At 38.8% G+C, this 18,084-nt stretch carries 19 protein-coding genes; 11 read left to right on the forward strand and 8 right to left on the reverse strand.

Annotation, left to right across the window (positions count from 1 at the left end; translation table 11 throughout):
- Positions 1 to 124: 124 nt before the first annotated feature.
- The 6 genes from D2V08_RS15045 to D2V08_RS15070 all read left to right on the forward strand — a co-directional run bounded on the left by D2V08_RS15045 (position 125) and on the right by D2V08_RS15070 (position 7,430).
- Positions 125 to 1,585, forward strand: coding sequence for a serine hydrolase domain-containing protein (locus D2V08_RS15045; RefSeq protein ID WP_119609030.1), 1,461 nt, complete (start codon positions 125 to 127; stop codon positions 1,583 to 1,585).
- 4 nt (positions 1,586 to 1,589) lie between these two features.
- Positions 1,590 to 2,918 (forward strand): amidohydrolase family protein, encoded by a 1,329-nt coding sequence (locus D2V08_RS15050; protein WP_119609032.1) that lies wholly within the window; start codon positions 1,590 to 1,592, stop codon positions 2,916 to 2,918.
- Between the two features lie 181 nt (positions 2,919 to 3,099).
- Positions 3,100 to 3,444, forward strand: a complete 345-nt coding sequence (locus D2V08_RS15055; RefSeq protein WP_119609034.1) for a 5-carboxymethyl-2-hydroxymuconate Delta-isomerase — start codon at positions 3,100 to 3,102, stop codon at positions 3,442 to 3,444.
- A gap of 10 nt (positions 3,445 to 3,454) precedes the next feature.
- Entirely contained in the window at positions 3,455 to 4,597 is a 1,143-nt protein-coding gene (locus D2V08_RS15060; protein ID WP_147374163.1) for an alpha/beta hydrolase, read from the forward strand.
- Between the two features lie 5 nt (positions 4,598 to 4,602).
- Positions 4,603 to 6,201: an alpha/beta hydrolase-fold protein gene (locus tag D2V08_RS15065; protein WP_119609038.1), complete on the forward strand. Its 1,599-nt coding sequence runs from the start codon at positions 4,603 to 4,605 to the stop codon at positions 6,199 to 6,201.
- 62 nt (positions 6,202 to 6,263) lie between these two features.
- On the forward strand, positions 6,264 to 7,430 hold the full coding sequence (locus tag D2V08_RS15070; RefSeq protein ID WP_182835573.1) for a serine hydrolase domain-containing protein: 1,167 nt from the start codon (positions 6,264 to 6,266) through the stop codon (positions 7,428 to 7,430).
- A 124-nt stretch (positions 7,431 to 7,554) separates the two neighbouring features.
- Here D2V08_RS15070 and D2V08_RS15075 read toward each other — a convergent pair whose 3' ends face one another.
- From D2V08_RS15075 to D2V08_RS15100, 6 genes are all read right to left on the reverse strand, one after another.
- Positions 7,555 to 7,854, reverse strand: a complete 300-nt coding sequence (locus D2V08_RS15075) for an antibiotic biosynthesis monooxygenase family protein (protein WP_119609042.1) — start codon at positions 7,852 to 7,854, stop codon at positions 7,555 to 7,557.
- 24 nt (positions 7,855 to 7,878) lie between these two features.
- Positions 7,879 to 8,280, reverse strand: a complete 402-nt coding sequence (locus D2V08_RS15080; RefSeq protein WP_119609044.1) for a DoxX family protein — start codon at positions 8,278 to 8,280, stop codon at positions 7,879 to 7,881.
- Between the two features lie 17 nt (positions 8,281 to 8,297).
- Positions 8,298 to 8,921 (reverse strand): hypothetical protein, encoded by a 624-nt coding sequence (locus D2V08_RS15085; RefSeq protein ID WP_119609046.1) that lies wholly within the window; start codon positions 8,919 to 8,921, stop codon positions 8,298 to 8,300.
- 167 nt (positions 8,922 to 9,088) lie between these two features.
- Positions 9,089 to 9,817, reverse strand: a complete 729-nt coding sequence (locus D2V08_RS15090) for a GNAT family N-acetyltransferase (RefSeq protein WP_119609047.1) — start codon at positions 9,815 to 9,817, stop codon at positions 9,089 to 9,091.
- Between the two features lie 10 nt (positions 9,818 to 9,827).
- Positions 9,828 to 10,451, reverse strand: a complete 624-nt coding sequence (locus D2V08_RS15095) for an NADPH-dependent FMN reductase (RefSeq protein WP_119609049.1) — start codon at positions 10,449 to 10,451, stop codon at positions 9,828 to 9,830.
- A gap of 77 nt (positions 10,452 to 10,528) precedes the next feature.
- Positions 10,529 to 11,107: a Crp/Fnr family transcriptional regulator gene (locus D2V08_RS15100; protein ID WP_245980598.1), complete on the reverse strand. Its 579-nt coding sequence runs from the start codon at positions 11,105 to 11,107 to the stop codon at positions 10,529 to 10,531.
- Between the two features lie 179 nt (positions 11,108 to 11,286).
- On the opposite strand from D2V08_RS15100, the gene D2V08_RS15105 reads away from it, so the two are divergent.
- A complete protein-coding gene (locus D2V08_RS15105; RefSeq protein WP_119609054.1) occupies positions 11,287 to 11,967 on the forward strand; it encodes a DUF4386 domain-containing protein in 681 nt (226 codons plus the stop codon).
- Between the two features lie 16 nt (positions 11,968 to 11,983).
- Here D2V08_RS15105 and D2V08_RS15110 read toward each other — a convergent pair whose 3' ends face one another.
- Positions 11,984 to 12,559: a Crp/Fnr family transcriptional regulator gene (locus tag D2V08_RS15110; protein ID WP_119609056.1), complete on the reverse strand. Its 576-nt coding sequence runs from the start codon at positions 12,557 to 12,559 to the stop codon at positions 11,984 to 11,986.
- A 432-nt stretch (positions 12,560 to 12,991) separates the two neighbouring features.
- Between D2V08_RS15110 and D2V08_RS15115 the strand changes: the two genes are divergently transcribed.
- The 3 genes from D2V08_RS15115 (at position 12,992) to D2V08_RS15125 (ending at position 16,575) form a co-directional block, all read left to right on the forward strand.
- Positions 12,992 to 14,608, forward strand: a complete 1,617-nt coding sequence (locus D2V08_RS15115; protein ID WP_119609058.1) for a carboxylesterase/lipase family protein — start codon at positions 12,992 to 12,994, stop codon at positions 14,606 to 14,608.
- A gap of 290 nt (positions 14,609 to 14,898) precedes the next feature.
- On the forward strand, positions 14,899 to 15,057 hold the full coding sequence (locus D2V08_RS17410; protein ID WP_182835574.1) for a hypothetical protein: 159 nt from the start codon (positions 14,899 to 14,901) through the stop codon (positions 15,055 to 15,057).
- 36 nt (positions 15,058 to 15,093) lie between these two features.
- Complete coding sequence (locus D2V08_RS15125) at positions 15,094 to 16,575, forward strand: sulfatase family protein (RefSeq protein WP_119609062.1); 1,482 nt, start codon at positions 15,094 to 15,096, stop codon at positions 16,573 to 16,575.
- Positions 16,576 to 16,662: 87 nt separating this feature from the next.
- Here the strand turns inward: D2V08_RS15125 and D2V08_RS15130 are convergent, their stop codons facing one another.
- Positions 16,663 to 17,364 (reverse strand): arylesterase, encoded by a 702-nt coding sequence (locus tag D2V08_RS15130; protein ID WP_119609064.1) that lies wholly within the window; start codon positions 17,362 to 17,364, stop codon positions 16,663 to 16,665.
- Positions 17,365 to 17,406: 42 nt separating this feature from the next.
- Here D2V08_RS15130 and D2V08_RS15135 point away from each other — a divergent pair, with 42 nt between their 5' ends.
- Positions 17,407 to 18,084, forward strand: a complete 678-nt coding sequence (locus D2V08_RS15135; protein ID WP_119609066.1) for an ABC transporter ATP-binding protein — start codon at positions 17,407 to 17,409, stop codon at positions 18,082 to 18,084.

Raw genomic sequence — 18,084 nt, forward strand, 5'->3', positions numbered from 1 at the left:
TAAGGTACATTAAGAAACAAGAAGAGGTATAGTTCTAATTTTGATTTCTGGTTAACGGGCAATACCTGTTTTCTTAACCAAAGTCAATGAAAAAGATGCTACCACAAAATAGCTTTGTTTAATTATGAAGGATGTAAATAGTAAACATAAAGTCACTGGATTTCTGAGGATTCAAAACCTGATTATTTGTTTGATGTTGGTTTGCCCAATCGTGAATTTTGGTCAACCATCCAATAGGTTCAAGAATCAGATTGATGCATTGTTCATGGATTGGGAATTGGAAAACCATCCCGGTGGAGTAGTGGGGGTTATGCAATCTGATGAAGTTATTTATTTGAATTCCTTTGGAAACGCTAGCTTGGAATATAATGTTCCAACTACCGAGGCCACTTTGTTCAATATTGGGTCTATATCAAAACAATTTACGGCAATGGGTATTGTTTTACTGCAGGAAAGAGGATTATTGTCCATAGATGACCCTGTTCAAAAGTACTTCCCAGAGTTTCAGATTTTTAATAAATCCGTCACCATAAAACACGTACTGCAACATACGAGTGGTTTAAGGGATTTTCACGATTTGATGGCCCTTGCCGGTTGGCGGGGCGATGATTACAGGACCAATGCCGATGTTCTACGATTGGTTCGAAAGCAGACTGATTTGAATTTTGAACCTGGTGAACAATTTATGTATTCCAACACGGGATATGTTGTTTTGGCCAAAATCATTGAAAAAGTGACAAGGGAGGATTTCAAAATTTGGATGAAAAACAATGTTTTTGAGCCATTACAGATGCACAATACCTATGTGGAGGACAATTATCAGCGCATTGTCCCCAATAGGGCAACATCGTACTACCATAGCCACGATAGGGTGTTTGAAATGGCCCAAGGGTATTGGGCATATACAGGGGCAGGGAATATGTATTCCACCGTGGAGGACTTGTTGAAATGGTCCAATAATTTTTATAACCCTAAAGAAGGATGGGGGAGTTCGTTCGGAACGCTTCAAACTATGGGACAGTTGAACAATGGCACTTCAATTGATTATGGTTATGGAATATATGTGGACGAAAAGTTCGAAAAAAAACGTATCCAGCATGCGGGAGTAGTTGGGGGCTATCGAACCTTTTTAAGCATATATCCCGAAGAGGAATTGAGCATTGTTGTGCTGACCAATTTTTCGAATGCACCATTTGGGGAAAAGGCGGACGATATTGCTGGAATCTTATTTTCGAAAACTAGGAAAAAGAACAATCCATTTTCTAATTCCAATGTAGGGGAGAAGAAAAAAAATCAACCTAGCCCATTATTGGGTTTAACGGATTACACAGGTACATTTTATAGCCCTGAAATTGATACCCACTATACTTTTTATATAGCGGACAATAGTTTAAAATGTTCCCATGTACGGCATGGGGAATTTATAATGGAAGCTATTGGTAAGGATATGTTTAAGAGCACTTGGCCTTTGGGAACCATTAAAATGTCACGTAATCAAAAAGGAGAAATAGTCGGTCTCTATATATCCACAGGAAGGGTAAAAAACCTGTGGTTCAAAAAAATAAATTCATCATCAATCAATTAATATTATGAGAACAACAATCATCAAATGTTTGCTATGCATTCTTTGCTATACCATTGGGTATGGTCAAAACGATACCTTCATCATTCAAAATGTAAATGTTATCCCAATGCATCAAGAAGCGGTATGGGAAAATCAAACCGTAGTAATTGCTAATGGGAAAATCCTGAAAGTTGGCCCTTCAACCGATACTTTGGTTCGCGAATCGGCCAAAATAATTGACGGTACAGGAAAATATCTGATTCCTGGCTTAAGTGAAATGCATTATCACTGGCGTAACAAAGAAGGAGGAATAGCCCGTGACTTCAAATTGTTACTGGCCAATGGAGTTACCACAGTACGAAACATGGCGGAATACGATTGGCAGGACCATGTTGCGATACGGGATAGCATAAACAACGGACAATTAATGGGACCCAATTACTACACGGCTGGTCCTTACCTTCAATCGGGTGATTTAAAATCGAGTGCTGATGTACAGAAGACAATAGAACATCACCACCAAAAGGGATATGACTTTATAAAAATAGCTGATAACCTGCCCAAAGATATCTATCTAGAAGTTTTGGAAACGGCACAAGCATACAACATTCCGGTGATGGGGCATGCACAACGGGAGCTAGACTTAGAGTTTTCACTCCGAATGAAATCCATTGAACACGTAGAGGAGTTTGTGTATGTTTTCGATGACGAACAAAGAACTGATGATTTGTTCTTAACAAACGCTGTGGAACAAATCAAAAACAGCGGAATCGTGATTGCTCCCACCTTGGTGGTTTTTGATATGATCGTAAAGAGTTTGGACGACAAAAGTTTTTCCAAGCTTAGCAAAAAGAGCTCAGCTATATATATGCTATCCCGAGATTATGATTATTGGGCATCGGACGAAAATCCGTATAGAAAGAATCTAAAGGGTAAGGTAATCAACGGAAAGGATGCCTTGCTCTTACTTCAAGGCTATTTCGACTGGATGAAAAAATTTACAAAAATGTTGGCAGAAGCCGATGTTCCTATGATGACCGGAAGCGATACCTTTGGTTTTGTGGTTCCTGGATTTTCATTGCACGAGGAATTTCAATTTCTCCAAGAGGCAGGTTTATCTCCTTATGAAATACTCCATGCGAGTACTGTGGTGCCGGCCCGATATTTGGGCTCGATTGCCATGGAAGGCACTATTTCCGAAGGAAAAAATGCCAATATGGTCCTGTTGAACAAAAACCCATTGAAAGATATTAAAAACACCAAAGCCATTGAAGGTGTACTATTGAAAGGGGAGTGGTTGGATAGGAATCAATTGAATGAGCTTCTCAAGGAAGTGAAATCTTTTAACCAATAATTGAGACATTAAATAGAACAGTTAAAGAACAATATGAAAAATAATCCTTGTAAATAATCAAGGAATATTCCCTTTCAAACAAATTTTCATCCTTTTAGGACTAACCAACTTCCTTGTTACTAAGAAACTTTGTATATCGCAGTTTGGATAGAAAACAACATTAAAATCAATTATATAACACATGCCACATTTTGTATTGGACTGTTCAAATACGGTCATTAAATCGCAATCACCGGAATCTATAATGCAATTGGTCTACGATACCGCTGAATCCACAGGTTTGTTCGACCCACAGGATATTAAGGTAAGAATCAATCCTTTCGAACACTATATGGTCGGGAATGCAAAGGATGACTTTATCCATATTTTTGCAAATATTATGGAAGGTAGAACCACCGAACAAAAGGCCAATTTATCAAATCAAATTGTTTCGGAACTCAAGGTAATGTTTCCGGAAGTTCCAATTATCTCCATCAACATCAGGGATTTTGAGAAAGCCACTTACTGTAACAAAACAATGGTTTAAAAAAGATTCAATGTTAAAGAAAATAGCACTATTGGTATTAGTGGGAGGATTGTTTATCAACATGGGCAATGCTCAAAATAAGGCGACAGCGAATGTGGTGGGGTACAACCACCTCTTGGTTTCTGAAGTTTTGGGAGAAGCGCGGGAAGTGCAAATATATCTGCCTGAAGGTTACGAAGAATCAGAAAAAAAATATCCGGTGGTTTATGTGCTCGATGGTCAACGTTTCTTTTTACACGTAGTCAGCCTGAGCCAATCGTTCCAGCAATTTCAGTTGGCGCCCGAGTTTATCATTGTGGGAATCAAGAATTCGTATCCTGGTAGGTTTCAACATTTTGGAGAAGGAAAGGAAAATTTCAAAGGCTTCTTACAAGATGAATTGATGGCTTATGTAAACCAAAACTTTAGGACCAATGGTGAAAATCTGCTATTCGGTTGGGAATATGGAGGAAGCTTTGCTTTTCACATAATGAAGGACCGATCATTACTTTTTAATGCTTATTTGATTGCCAGCCCCTATCCCATTTTTGATGCTATTGATGATTTGGATACTTCTGCCCGCATGGATACACAACTGTATTTTTCGGTAAGCCCGGATGAATTTGATGTGCGGCACAGTACCGAAAAATTGAACGAGAAACTGGCATCAAACCCTATTGAGGGGCTTGAATGGAAGTATTTTGAGCTTGAACTTGAAGAACACCGCTCCACGGGATATCCAACTTTGTATCATGGCCTCCGCGACTACTTCAAATATTATCAGGAGTTTGAAACGAACAACCTGCAAAAGTTCATCAATGCAGGAGGTATGGAGTATGCCCTGAATCATGCTCAAGAAAGGGCAAAGCGTTATGGATTTGAACCTGAACTCTCGCTATGGTCGCGTTTTACCATTGTTCGCAGCGCCATGCGAGCCGATGATTTTGATCAGTTTGAAACTTTGTTGAATGCCCTGGACAAAAATGCTTTTATACCAGAGCTGATAGAAAATAGGGATTATGCTGTGTCCCAATTTGCTGCATTTTATGAAAAGAACAATCGTTTTCAGGAAGCCGTTGAATTGTATGATCTTTTGTTGAAAAAGTATCCGGATTCGGAAAGTCTATTGGCTAAAAAAAGGAATGCAACCCGAAAGTTAATTGAAAAGAAATAAAAAGGATGAAGTTAAATCATATCATTTTAAAGGCCATTTTATTTTATTGCGTCAATGCGGTTCAAGCGCATCAGATTCAAAATACTGTACCATCAAAATCATCGGCTTTTGCCCAACAAGAGGTGTTTCATTCAGAGATTTTGGAAGAGGATAGGACCATTAATATTTTCCTGCCGGAAAGTTTCCATGAGTCCTCTGAAAAACATACTTACCCGGTATTGCTCCTTTTGGAGGATGAGTTTTTTTTGATGACCTCAGGGGTTGTCAAGCACTTAAGTTCTGTAGAACGAATGCCCGAGACAATTGTAGTAAGCTTGGTGGATGGACCTATAATACCCAAACTTTATACCAATGGGAGTGATTTCTGGCCCAAGGACTGGAAACAATTACCGTTTGGAAAAAATCCAGAGCCATTCACTGCACATCTAAAACAAGAGCTCTTTCCTTATTTGAAGAAAAATTTTAGGGCAAACGACTTTAATATGATCATGGGGCTTTCAGGGACAGCGGTTTATGCTTTGCATGCCTTTGCCAAGGAGCCAAATTTATTTGATGCCCATATTGCCATTGCTTCAGGGGATATCCTTGGAATGGGGTATGAGGAAGGGGTAAGTTTAATCGATTATGTGATAAATGATTTTGAAAATGGTACGAACAAAACAGGTTATCTATATGTAACCTCAGCGGATTCTGATGGTAATGGCAATTCTCCAATGATAAAGGCCAATTTGGAAGAATTGGAAAAACGACTCTCCCCGTATCGCTCTGAAGATTTTCATTTTATTTCAAAAATATTTCCAAACGAAGGGCACTATGATGTGGCTTTACCGGCATTGGAGGAGGCACTTGGACTCATCTTTCCAAAGGAAAAGTGGTTTGCAAAATATAGGGATATCATAAATGGGCCGGGTAATGCCATGAAGAATATCGATGATCATTTTCAAAAACTTTCGGAGGAATATGGGTTTGAAATATTACCAAAAACAAAGCGTTGGAACAGCACGAACAGTTTAAGTCGCATTGGTGCCATTTTACTCAGGGAGGGAAGTACCTTAGAGGCTATCGAGGTTATCAAACGTTGGGTGTCATATCGCCCAAACTCAATAGATGCCCTAAACGAACTTGCCACTGCATATAAGGCCAATAGGGATTTTGAAAAAGCTGCTTCTGTAATGGAAAAAGTGGAAAAGTTGTCGAGCAAGGTCAATGTTGGATTCAAAGCTCATAAAGATTCCCTAAACTACGTATTGGAACAATACTATAAGTTAAACCTTAAGGTTTTTCAAGCCGACTCTACTCCAGAAGATGTTGACAACATCTTTGAAATGTTCACCGATGATTTCACCTATGTGCATCCCAAGTATGGAGGGGTGTATACAAGGGAAGACCTATATAACGGTTACATGCGCAACCAGAAAAATGGAGGTTATGATGGGAGTGTGATAGACATTAAAGTGGAAAACAACATTGTTGGTCTGAATGCCATCGCTGTCAGTAAACGTTTTATCAAAAGGGAAGAGGGCAAAATTGTGGAAGGCGATGCTCAAATGGCTCTTTTCGAATTTAAGGATGGAAAAATCTTTAGGATTTATGAGTATTGGTAGTTCCGAAATGAAATAATTAAAAAACAAACTGAAAAATCAAATCAATTAAAAGAATGTACTGTATGAGAGCTCTTCTATCGTTGTTATGTATTGTAATGGGAGTTTACTCCCTTCAATCACAACAGCAGACTGATTCGATAACCAAGGAATTGAAAAGGATACAAGAAAGCAGCAATCTTGTAGGCTTCGCCGTAGCTATTGTCAATAAAGATAGTATTGTTTACTCCAAAGGCTTTGGCTATTCGAACAAAGAGCAGCAGAAACCCTATACAACAAAAACCGTCCAACCTATTGCGTCCATTTCCAAGACGTTGCTCGGAGTGGCCTTAATGAAGGCGCAGGAAATGGGTTTACTGGATTTAGATGACCCCATCAATGATCATTTATCCTTTACCATACAGAACCCATTTTATCCAAATGAGCCCATAACCATTCGTCAACTGGCCAACCATACTTCAAGTATCCTTGACACAGAGCACTACAACAAGATTTATATTTTCAACGATAGTATACCTCCGTTTTATGAAAACCTACCCCAAAAATCTAAACTGGGGGTGAAACAAGAAGTTGACCTATTTAATAATAATCAAATGATGCCGGTGGCCAACTTTATTAAAAACCAGTATTGTACAGATGGAAAATGGTATACGTCAAATAGTTTTTCAAACACGGTTCCGGGGTCTACATATGATTACAGTAATATGGGAGCAAATATTGCAGCTTTTATTATTGCAGAGGTTAGCGATATGGAGTATACCAAATTTTTACAGAAGTATATTTTAAATCCAATACAAATGGATAACTCAGGTTGGGCATCCAAAGATCATCCGTTGGAAAATGCTTCCAAGCTATACTGGTATGGTAATCCCATTCCCCAATATGAGTTCATCACATATGGCGATGGCGGATTCATGACCAATATAGAGGACTTCAGTAAATATTTAATTGAGGTGATGAAGGGCTACAATGGGGAGAGTAATATTTTAAAGGCATCCAGCTACAAGGAAATGCTATCTCAACCGGTCTCAAAAGAATTCAAAAAGAATGTTTTTTGGACTATTGATGATGAAAAAATCGGGCATAGTGGAAATGATCCTGGTATTATTTCCCATGCATATTTTCTTAGAGAAGGAAGTCATGGTATTATTGTGTTTGTCAATACTTCAGAAGTAGAAAACGATATGATATCGGTAAGGGATATCTACCGCACACTGCTTAAACATATGTAATAGCCCTAACGAATCCTTTTAAACCCTACTTAAACATTTCATAGAAGAATCTTGGAAGTCAACTTTAAAACCAAAAGCAAATAAGAAATGGATATGGGCACATGTTTGCGATGCGAGTACGACCTTACTTCAATAAATCGTTTTTAACGTCCATATTGAACAATACTGTAATTTCCTCACAATACCCGTTCATTCGTTGTAGATTTTCTATAGCAGTTTTTGGTAATTTTTGTCTAGCAGTTTCCCAAGCTTTTTTATCAGGCCATTGCGCATAGGCAATATAGCTGCCCGTCTCATTTTTGTGGAGACGGGAGCCTAGACCCCCAGCATGTTGTATAAATGATTCTGTTACCATTTGCCACAGCGTCTCAAAGTCTTCTTCCTGACCTTGGATAACATCAAACTGATATATTACTGCATACATATTGGACCTATTTTATGGGTTTCATTAATCCCAGGAATTGTTTGTTGAGATGGCATGCTTGCCTGCTCCACTATAGAAAAAGGCAATACCCGCTACAATATAAATAAACAATAAATCCAGAGACCAACCTCCAAACGGGTTCAAGGTAAGTATGTTTTGAGTTTGGGCCATAAGTACCGCCAATAAACAATTAAATGACAAAATAAGCCCTGCCACACGGGTTCTGAAACCTATGAGGAGCATCAAGGGAGCGATTATTTCACCTACAAATACGCCATTGGCCAAAAACAAGGGTAATCCATAGGCTTCCAATAGGCTGCCTATAAATCCTGTACCGTTCTTAATCTTATCTATTCCATAAATGAGCATGGTAAAAGGAATGGCGATTCTGAATAAAAAAACAGCAATGTTTTTATTTCTTTTCATGTTGTATCCTTTTGATGTTAAAAATTATATTTTAAAAAAATGCCCGTGTTCGTCAATGTTTTTCGAGCGTTGTTGAACTGATCCAGATTTATGGCAAGCCCGGTTATGAGTTGTTTTTTACGAACACCAATTTTAAGTTGTTGGAGTCCTCTTGCATATCCATTGGCATTAATGTTACCTGTGGCAAGAAGATTTATATAACCCTGATGATTGTTTCCAAAAGATGGCAAATAACTGGCTACAATAGATTGTTCAAATGAAAATCCATCTTGATACGTACTGCCAGCCGAATAGGTAAAGTTGAATTGGTGCGATTGGGTAGTAAAGGATAATGACATGGTTCCAAAAGCACCGGGGTTTTTGATTCCTATTGCCGTGTTGGCTCTTATGTTTTTAGTAAGGGCATAGGAAATAGTATTTCTTATGAAATAAAGGTTGTTTAGATCGTTTCCGTATTCGGCATCAAAAAGGGTCAAATTGTCCACCGAAAGTTTTGGGTTGACCGAATACTTGATCAAATGTTTGTAGGTCAACGATCGGTTGCCAAATACAACATCTGGGGCGAAACTTAATTCTTGACCAATAACCAAGGTTGAAACGGACAAATAAAATAGAGTGAATAAAGATATCTTTCTCTTCATTGTTATAGATTTTACCGTGGCAAACCTATGAGCAAACAAATGGGGAATAATTAAGGTACCTTAAGAAAGAAACTGGTAGATACCTTTCAAAATCAAAAAGGGTATAATTTTCCTATCTTATTGAAAAACATATACCCTCTGAAAGCAATAAAATGGTTGATATTATATTAATGCAATGATAAGGAATAGCTCTCTAAAACCCCATGTGTTGTAAATCCCATTTTGGTATAAATCCGCTCTCCAGCCTGTGACGCGACTAGATAGACTTTTCTACTTTGGTTTTTAATTGCTTGATGAATCAAAAATTGGGTCATCTTTTTTCCGAGCCCCAAACCCCTATAACCTGCTTTTGTACCGATCATATGAATTCCGGAAACCCCATTTTTGTCCAAATACACTATACCACAACTTGGAAAAGCATTTTCATGTTTACCCAAGTAGAGCGTAAAGGATGGTTTGTTAATCAATGCACTTATGGTTGAAGGGCTAACCGGATAACCAAAAGATGCTGTGGCTACTTGGGCAAACAGTTCCGCTTCAAGTCGTGAACTTACCCTTATAAACTCAGATGCATCTGTGGGATTAAAATTGAATTCAGAAGTATCCAGGGCCATTGCTTTTACTTGGGACGTAGGACAAAAACCGTTGCGTTCCAGTTCGTTTTTAATCACATTGGCTTCATAAATGGCTAAGGAGTTTGGTAACTCTTGTAAACGAATTTTCTTCTGCAGTTCAGATAATTCCAATTCACTAATGTTTAAGTGAAATATTTTACTGGGCCAAGAGTTATCTGATGGATTCGTAAAGGAAAATCCATTTTCCGTTTTTAAGAATCCTCCATGTCTTCCAATTTGTTCCCAGAACTCGAATAAATGTTCAATGATTTTCTTGTTCATATCTTCTTTTTTATAAAAAACCTTTGTTTTTATATTGATTCACAGTTTTGTTTATGAACACCTCAATTTCTCTTTGTGTTCTATAACTCTCTATCGGTTGTTCTTTATAATTAAGAAGGGATTTGACCAATTGTTTCAAAGACTGCTCATCTTTTGATTTATTTGGGGTGTTTGTACGGGTGTCAAAATTTTGATAAAAGTCACCCAAGGAAAACTGACCTACGAGTTCGCCGCCCCATCGCTGAACCAATTTTGCCATTATCTCCAGATGAGAACTACCCCCGGTTTTCCCAGGTGATGTACTCAATAGCAGAACGGGCTTGTCGCCAAAAAAACGCTGGTCTATTCTAGAAAGCCAATCGATGTGGTTTTTTAAAAAAGCAGAGGGAAGTCCATTATGCTCTGGGGATGCCAAAATAAATCCATCTGCCGAAGTAAAGGTTTGGAAAAGTTCCTTAGTAGGTGCCGGAATACCTTTCTGTTCGGTTGACGGGCTATATATTGGAAGGCTATATTTTTTTAGGTCAAGATATTCTATACCGTTGTTCGAGAATTCTTTTACTATATAGTCTATCAATATTTGGTTGATGGAGTTAGGACTATTACTTCCTGTAAAAGCGATTATTTTTTTCATAATACACTGATTTGTGGGTCAGTGCAAACCTAGTATGGCAAACAATCATTAATCTTAAGGTGTATTAAGAAATGGATTTATTTTATCTTTTTTCGGAGGGCACTTAAAAATTCAGGAGTAATGCCCAAATAGGAAGCAATCATGTATTGTGGAACGCGTTGTTCAATGCTTCTATATTTTGATCGGAATTCCAAATAACGCTCTTCGGCCGATTTGCTCATGGAATTAATGGTGCGGTCTTGCAGGGCAACATAGGCTTTTTCAAACTTTAATCTGTAGAACCGTTCAATAGTAGGAACTTTTTCGTAAAGTTCATTAAGGGTGTCTCGGTGAATTTGAAGTACTGTTGTTGGTTCTAAAGCCTGTACAAATTGCTTGGCCGGGGTACAGGTCAAATAGCTGTATAGATCGTTTACCCACCAACCTTCAATACCAAATTGTACTATATGTTCTTTGGCCTCTTCATCCATATGGTAAGCACGCAAACATCCTTCGGCAATAAACCGCATGTGATTGGAAACTTCCCCGGCAAAAAGTAAAACTTCTTTCTTTTTGAGCTGAGTTTCCGAATAACTATCACATACGATGGATTCCTCCTCTTGGGTTAGTTCAATAGTTTCCTTTAAATGAGATAAGAGTTTATCCTTTGCATCCAAAATCTAGAAATTGATTTAGAAAATTAATAAAAGTTCATCAATGAAAGCTATTTGGAACATAGGAATCTTAATTTCATTCAGGTTTGTTTTTGGTTTTGAGGCGGTTATTAACCAAAGTCAATGAAAGGGGATATGTTTAAACCTAATTTTACCTAAATTTTGAAATACGAGAAAGGATTATGAATCTTAGGCAAGCATTTTTGGTATCGGGTATTGGTTACCTTTTGATATTTATTTCAGGGTTCTATGCAAATTTTGCCATATTGGAAACCATGGTGGTTCCCTCAAATGCCGAGGTAACCGTTTCTAATTTTTTGAAAGACCATTCGACCTTGGGGTGTGGTATTGTAGGGTTTTTGGCCATGCTTTTTTTTGATATAGTTCTGGTATTCTCCCTCTTTTTTGTGACTAAAAAAGTTAGCCGAAAATTATCTTTCGTAGCCTCTGGTTTTCGATTGCTCCATGCCATTTGCTTCGGAATTGCATTGATGTGTTTGGTTGAGGTTTATCGAATAACCGATGACTCAGTAGGATTAAATATGCAAAGCTTGCAAAATTTGGTTATGTCTTTATTACAAAGGTTTGATGAGATATGGACAATGGGACTTTTACTTTTTGGGGTTCATTTGACGCTTTTGGGCTATCTGTCCATTAAATCGGATATCATTCCAAAAAGTATAGGCTATTTGGTGCTATTGGCCGCTATTGGGTATGTGGTGAGTTGCTCAGCAAAGCTGGTTATGCCTAACCATACTGATTATGAACAAGGCCTGGAATTGCTGGTTGTACTGTTCGGAGTTGTAGGAGAGTTGTCGTTTACTGTTTGGTTACTGATAAAAGGGTTAAAAAAAGCGCAATAAAGTACCGATTAATATGTTACCGTTGTGCTATTCGCTTCCGAATACGACTTAATGACTCTGGTTTGACACCTAAATAACTTGCCAAATGGTATTGAGGTACACGTTGTAGCAAATCTGGTCGATTCTCCATAAGGTCTAGGTATCTTTTTTCCGGACTGGAAATCATGAACTGGGCCAATTTATCTTGATAAGCTCCAAGCTCTTCCTCAACAGAAACTCTGCAAATGGACTCAAATGCCGGTACTCGTTCAAAAAGCTCTTGTTCTTTGTCTCGGGATAGAATGGCTAGTCTGCAATCTTCTATGCATTCCAAATAATGATTTGAAGGTATTTTGAGATTGTAGCTTTGTAAGGAGGAAATGGCATCTTTTTCTATATAAAACTCGGTAGTCTTTTCTTCCCCATCGACCAAATAATACTTCCTCACCAGCCCTTGTATATTAAAGTAGGACTCGTTGGAGACCTGACCTTCACGCAACAAAATATGACCTTTTTCAAAGGTTTTGATGGGAATACATTCCGTAACAGCTTTGGCCTCTTCTTCATTAAGCTCCAAAGCTCCTTCCAGAAGTTGTACAATTTCACTTTTCAATTTAGAGTCTTTGATTCATACAAAATTAAGCTTTTACTTCACTTTGTTTTTTTACACCAAATAAAATGTCCAAAATATTGTAGGCCAAAGGGCAGGGCCTACGGTAGGTACAGTTCCGTCGGTCAAAGCTGCTTTTGCTTCTGGTGATTTTAGTACTACGAGCAGAACAGTGTAGAACGGATTAATTGCAATTTCACAGTATTCTAACAAATTGAATAATTGTTATAGAATCTTACCAGATTACTTTGGGTTTTAAAGGGCTTATCTTAACTTTAAAAACGTTTGATTGACACTGCATTTTTGCAAAAGGATTGTCCCGACCAGTTGCCAATTAGCAATCAATTTTTTGGATTTTGAAGGACCTCTAGGTACTTTCTCTCGCATTAAAAATTAAAGCGATTTAACACAATAAGATTAACTAAACAAACTAACATGAAATTAAAAACCATACGCTATTTATTCCTAATTGTAATAGGGACAAGTACTTTACACGCTCAAACAGAAGTCATTACCGGAGAAGATGTCGCTATTGCCGATACTGAATCAGGAAAAGTCCGAGGATTTATTCAAAACGGAATATACACTTACAAAGGGATACCTTACGCTACAGCGGAACGCTTTATGCCTGCGAAAAAAGTAGAACCATGGGATGGTGTGAGAAGCTCGACTATGTATGGCCCCGTAGCTCCTTTGATGACACCCACTACACAGGTTCAAGACGAAGCTGAATTTGTTTTTGACCATGATTGGGGCTATACAAGCGAAGACTGTCTTCGACTAAATATTTGGACCCCAAGTATTAATGACAATAAAAAAAGACCCGTACTTTTTTGGATTCATGGTGGTGGTTATACGGCTGGTTCCAGCCAGGAACTGCCATCCTACCACGGAGAAAATTTAAGTATTAAGGGTGATGTTGTTGTGGTTTCCATCAACCATAGATTGAATATTTTGGGCTTTTTGGATTTATCCGCTTATGGTGACAAATACAAAGAATCGGCCAATAATAGTATGTTGGATATTGTTGCTGCATTGGATTGGGTAAAAACCAATATTTCCAATTTTGGAGGTGACCCCAACAACGTTACCATTTTCGGTCAGTCCGGTGGAGGCGCTAAGGTCAATACGCTAATGGCCATGCCAAGGGCGGAAGGATTGTTTCATAAAGCCATCAATCAAAGTGGTTCATTTAGAGGTAGATTGACCAGAAAAGAGATTTCTCAGCAGATAACCGCTGAGGTGTTAAATCAACTTTCTCTATCTCCAAATCAGGTAGATAGTCTTCAAACCATTCCATTTGATAAACTAAGCGCAGCAGGTACAGCAGCTCTAGGTATAGTGGAAAAGAAAATGAGAGAAGACGGTAATGCACCTGTTGGCTTTGGTCTAAATTGGGGACCGAGTTTGGACGGTATTGTACTTCCGCACGATTTAATGTCCGATGAAGCATTCGAACTCTCAAAGAATATACCCTTAATGTTGGGGAGCACGAAAAATGAATTTACACCATTTATGAACGGACGCTTCTTCAAAGCATCGGAAGAAGAAGTGATGACTCATATTGAAGAAACTTACAAAGACAAGGCTAATGATTATGTAGCTGCCGTTAAAAAAGCTTATCCAAACGATACCAGACCTTCCGATTTACTGGATATAGATGCCATGTTTAGGCCAGGAGCGGTTTTCCAGGCAAACCAAAAATCGCAATTGGAGAGCGGTGCACCTGTATACATGTATATGTTTACATGGCAATCCCCTGTTTTTGATGGAAAATACAAAGCATTACATTGTATGGAACTTCCTTTTGTTTTCGATAATATAGAGCGTGCCAGACAGATGACAGGTGGAGGTCAAGAAGCCCATTTGCTAGCAGACAAGATGAGCGGTGCGTGGATCAATTTTGCCAAGACTGGTAATCCAAATCACGATGGTTTACCACAATGGCCACAATATAATCCAGAGTATACATCAACCATGTTTTTTGACAACTCCTGTGAAGTAAAACCGCAGCACGACAAAGAATTCTTGGCTCTGATGGCCGACATGTAAAAGCTAAGGATATTGCATAAAAATTATACAATGAAATTATTCCCGAAAATAGCTTTACCTCTGTTTAGGGCAAGTCTTCTTTTGGTCGGTTCCTGCAGTGAAGAAAACACAGAAGGGCAACCGATACTCAAAAATCAAGTTTTGAAACAGGCAATTTTTAATCCTTATCTGGTAGTTACGAATCCAACTATGCAAAGATATTTAGCAGTTGGCCCTCTAATGGTAAGGGAAATATGTTAACTTAACAATGTACTATACCCGCAAATACCAATGCCACCCTATATCTACCTATGGAGGTAGATCGAGAGGATTCCTTTAAAGTCATAAAAGGAGTTGAATATAAAGGGAATGAGCAGAAAAACGGTGTCATGGTAGGGAGATATGAACGTAATTCAGGTACATTTGAGTTTAAATCGTACAACGGAATTTTGACCGTGAGTACACCATAACCAAGAAAGCAATAGCCATAGCCAAAAAAACCTTAAATGAAAACTAAACATTTTTCACAGATCTTGGTGTTTTTATTAACACTCATGTTGTTTGCCAGTAAGACCAATGCACAATCCAAAAAAGAGAAGCCAAGAAACGTAATATTCATCTTAACAGATGACCATAGGTACGATTATATGGGCTTTACAGGAAAGGTACCGTGGTTGGAGACCCCTAATATGGACCGTTTGGCCTCGGAAGGTGCTTACCTTCCCAATGCATTTGTAACTACTTCTTTATGTTCGCCAAGTAGGGCCTCCATATTGACGGGACAGTTCTCCCACTCCCATACCATTGTGGATAATCAGGCACCCAATCCAGGGAACCTAACCTATTTCCCACAATACTTGCAAAAAGCTGGCTATCAAACCAGTTTTTTTGGAAAGTGGCACATGGGAAGCCATACTGATGAGCCCAGACCTGGTTTTGACCACTGGGAAAGCTTTTTTGGACAAGGCGTTTACTACAATCCACAGTTGAATATCAATGGGGAACGTATCCAGTATAAGGATTCTACCTATATCACCGATTTGTTGACGGAGCACGCTTTGGATTGGCTCAAAAATAGAGATGACGACAAACCCTTCTTTATGTATCTCTCACATAAGGCCGTACATGCTGAATTCCAACCAGCAAGACGACATAAAGGAAAATATGAAGGAAAAAAAATTGAACTCCCACCAACCTACGATCAGACCAAGACCGGTGCTTGGAGAGACCTAAAATGGCCCGAATGGGTTGCTGATCAACGAGTAAGCTGGCATGGAGTGGATTATATGTATCATAACAATATAGACATGCAAGAATTAGTGCAAGCTTATTGTGAGACACTTTTGGGTGTAGACGAAAGTGTTGGTGCCGTTTTGGAATATTTGGAATCCGAAGGATTGGATGATTCCACCATGATCATCTATATGGGTGATAATGGTTTCAGTTGGGGTGAACATGGATTGATAGATAAGCGACACTTCTACGAAGAATCTGTGAAAGTACCATTGTTGGTAAGATGTCCGGATTTATTTGCGGGAGGGATTATGCCACAAGCAATGGTTCAGAATATAGATGTAGCCCCTACCATTTTGGCTGAAGCAGGAGTAAAACAGCCCAAAGACATGCCCGGAGTTTCCTTTGTTCCTATTCTAACAGGGAAAAAACCTGATGGTGACAGAAATGAAGTATTTTATGAATACTATTGGGAAAATGATTTCCCCATGACCCCCACCATGTTTGGCATGCGTACGGATAAATATAAATACATCCGTTATCAAGGTATCTGGGACAGAAATGAACTTTATGACTTAGAAAATGATCCAAACGAAATGTATAATCTTATCGGTGATCCCTCAAAACAAGATACCATCAAAAATATGCTCGAATCACTCTATTCGTGGTTAGAGAATACAGGAGGTATGCAGATTCCATTAAAATCCACCAATAGACCGAGGTTTGGAGATTATAAGCATAAGGGGGAATATTGATTTTATAAAATAGACAGTACATACATCAACTACCAATTCAAATCGAGTAAGCACAGTTCTATTTTTTAGCTGTGCTTTTTTGTTGGTTTACAGCATCGGCTTTAAAATATCCCATACATTTTCAGCTACCAGTTTTTGCCCTTTTACGGTAGGGTGTATCCCATCTCCTTGGTTGAGTTCTGGGATTCCGGCTACATTGTTCAATAAAAAGGGAATCAATTTGATGTTTTCTGACGCAGCCAGTTCAGGAAATATGCTTTCAAATTTTGAAGTGTATTCAGGTCCCATGTTTGGGGGAATCCTCATGCCGGCAAGAATAATTTTTGCATCGGGCAATTTACTTTGAACAGTATCTACCATGCTTTGAAGGTTGGATTCGGTTTCCGTTAGCGGAACGCCTCGAAGTCCATCATTGGCACCCAACTCTATGATGATGATGTCGATACCATCTTCCAAAACCCATTCTAACCTATTCTTGCCACTAGCCGTAGTTTCCCCACTCAGCCCTGCATTGATAACAGTATAGTCCAAGCCTAGAGAGTCTATTTTTCCTTGGATAACAGCTGGGAAAGCTTGACTGACTTCCAATCCATACCCAGCAGTTAGGCTATCACCAAAAAACAGGATTTTTTTATTGGAGTCGGTGGTCTCAGGTACTGCTGTTTCTTCGGTAACCGATGTTTCCTCAACATCTTTTTTAGAGTTCTTCTCACCACAACCAAGTAGCGGCAAAGTCAAAAAATAACAAAACATTAACGGCAAAGAGAAGCTTGGGATTTTCTTGGTCATGATCAATTTTAGTATTTTGAGAGTTTTAACCAAAAGCGTGTTATGTCAAAGATATTAAAAGTTCAACACCTCTCTAAAACCTATCGAAGTGGTGAACATAATCTAAATGTACTCAACAATGTTTCGTTTGAAGTAGGAAGTGGTGAAAGTTTTGCGATTGTTGGCCCCTCAGGTAGTGGAAAAACCACTTTGTTGGGACTTTGCGCCGGATTGGACACTACAGATGAAGGCGAAATTTGGCTCTGTGGGCAGAATTTATTCGACTTGGATGAAGATGGAAGAGCACGCTTAAGAAACCAGAATGTTGGTTTTGTTTTTCAGGATTTTCAACTATTGCCAACGTTGACCGCGCTGGAGAACGTGATTGTTCCTTTGGAACTTCGTGGGGTTAAAAAAGCGACCGACCATGGAAAAGAGCTTTTGGCCAAGGTTGGACTGCAAGATAGAGCAGGACATTACCCTTCTCAATTATCGGGAGGCGAGCAGCAGCGTGTTGCCTTGGCACGTGCTTTTGCCAACCAACCTGCTATACTTTTTGCCGATGAGCCTACGGGAAATCTTGATGATGATACGGGTACCAAAATAGAAGATTTACTTTTTGAACTCAACAAAGAGCAAGGTACGGCACTTGTTATTGTGACCCATGATTTGGAGCTGGCCCAAAAAACAGATAAGAGTATTCGCTTAAGGTCTGGCAAAATCGAGGAAACTGTAGGGTAA

Source organism: Flagellimonas lutimaris, from assembly GCF_003581615.1.
Taxonomy (GTDB): Bacteria; Bacteroidota; Bacteroidia; order Flavobacteriales; family Flavobacteriaceae; genus Flagellimonas; species Flagellimonas lutimaris.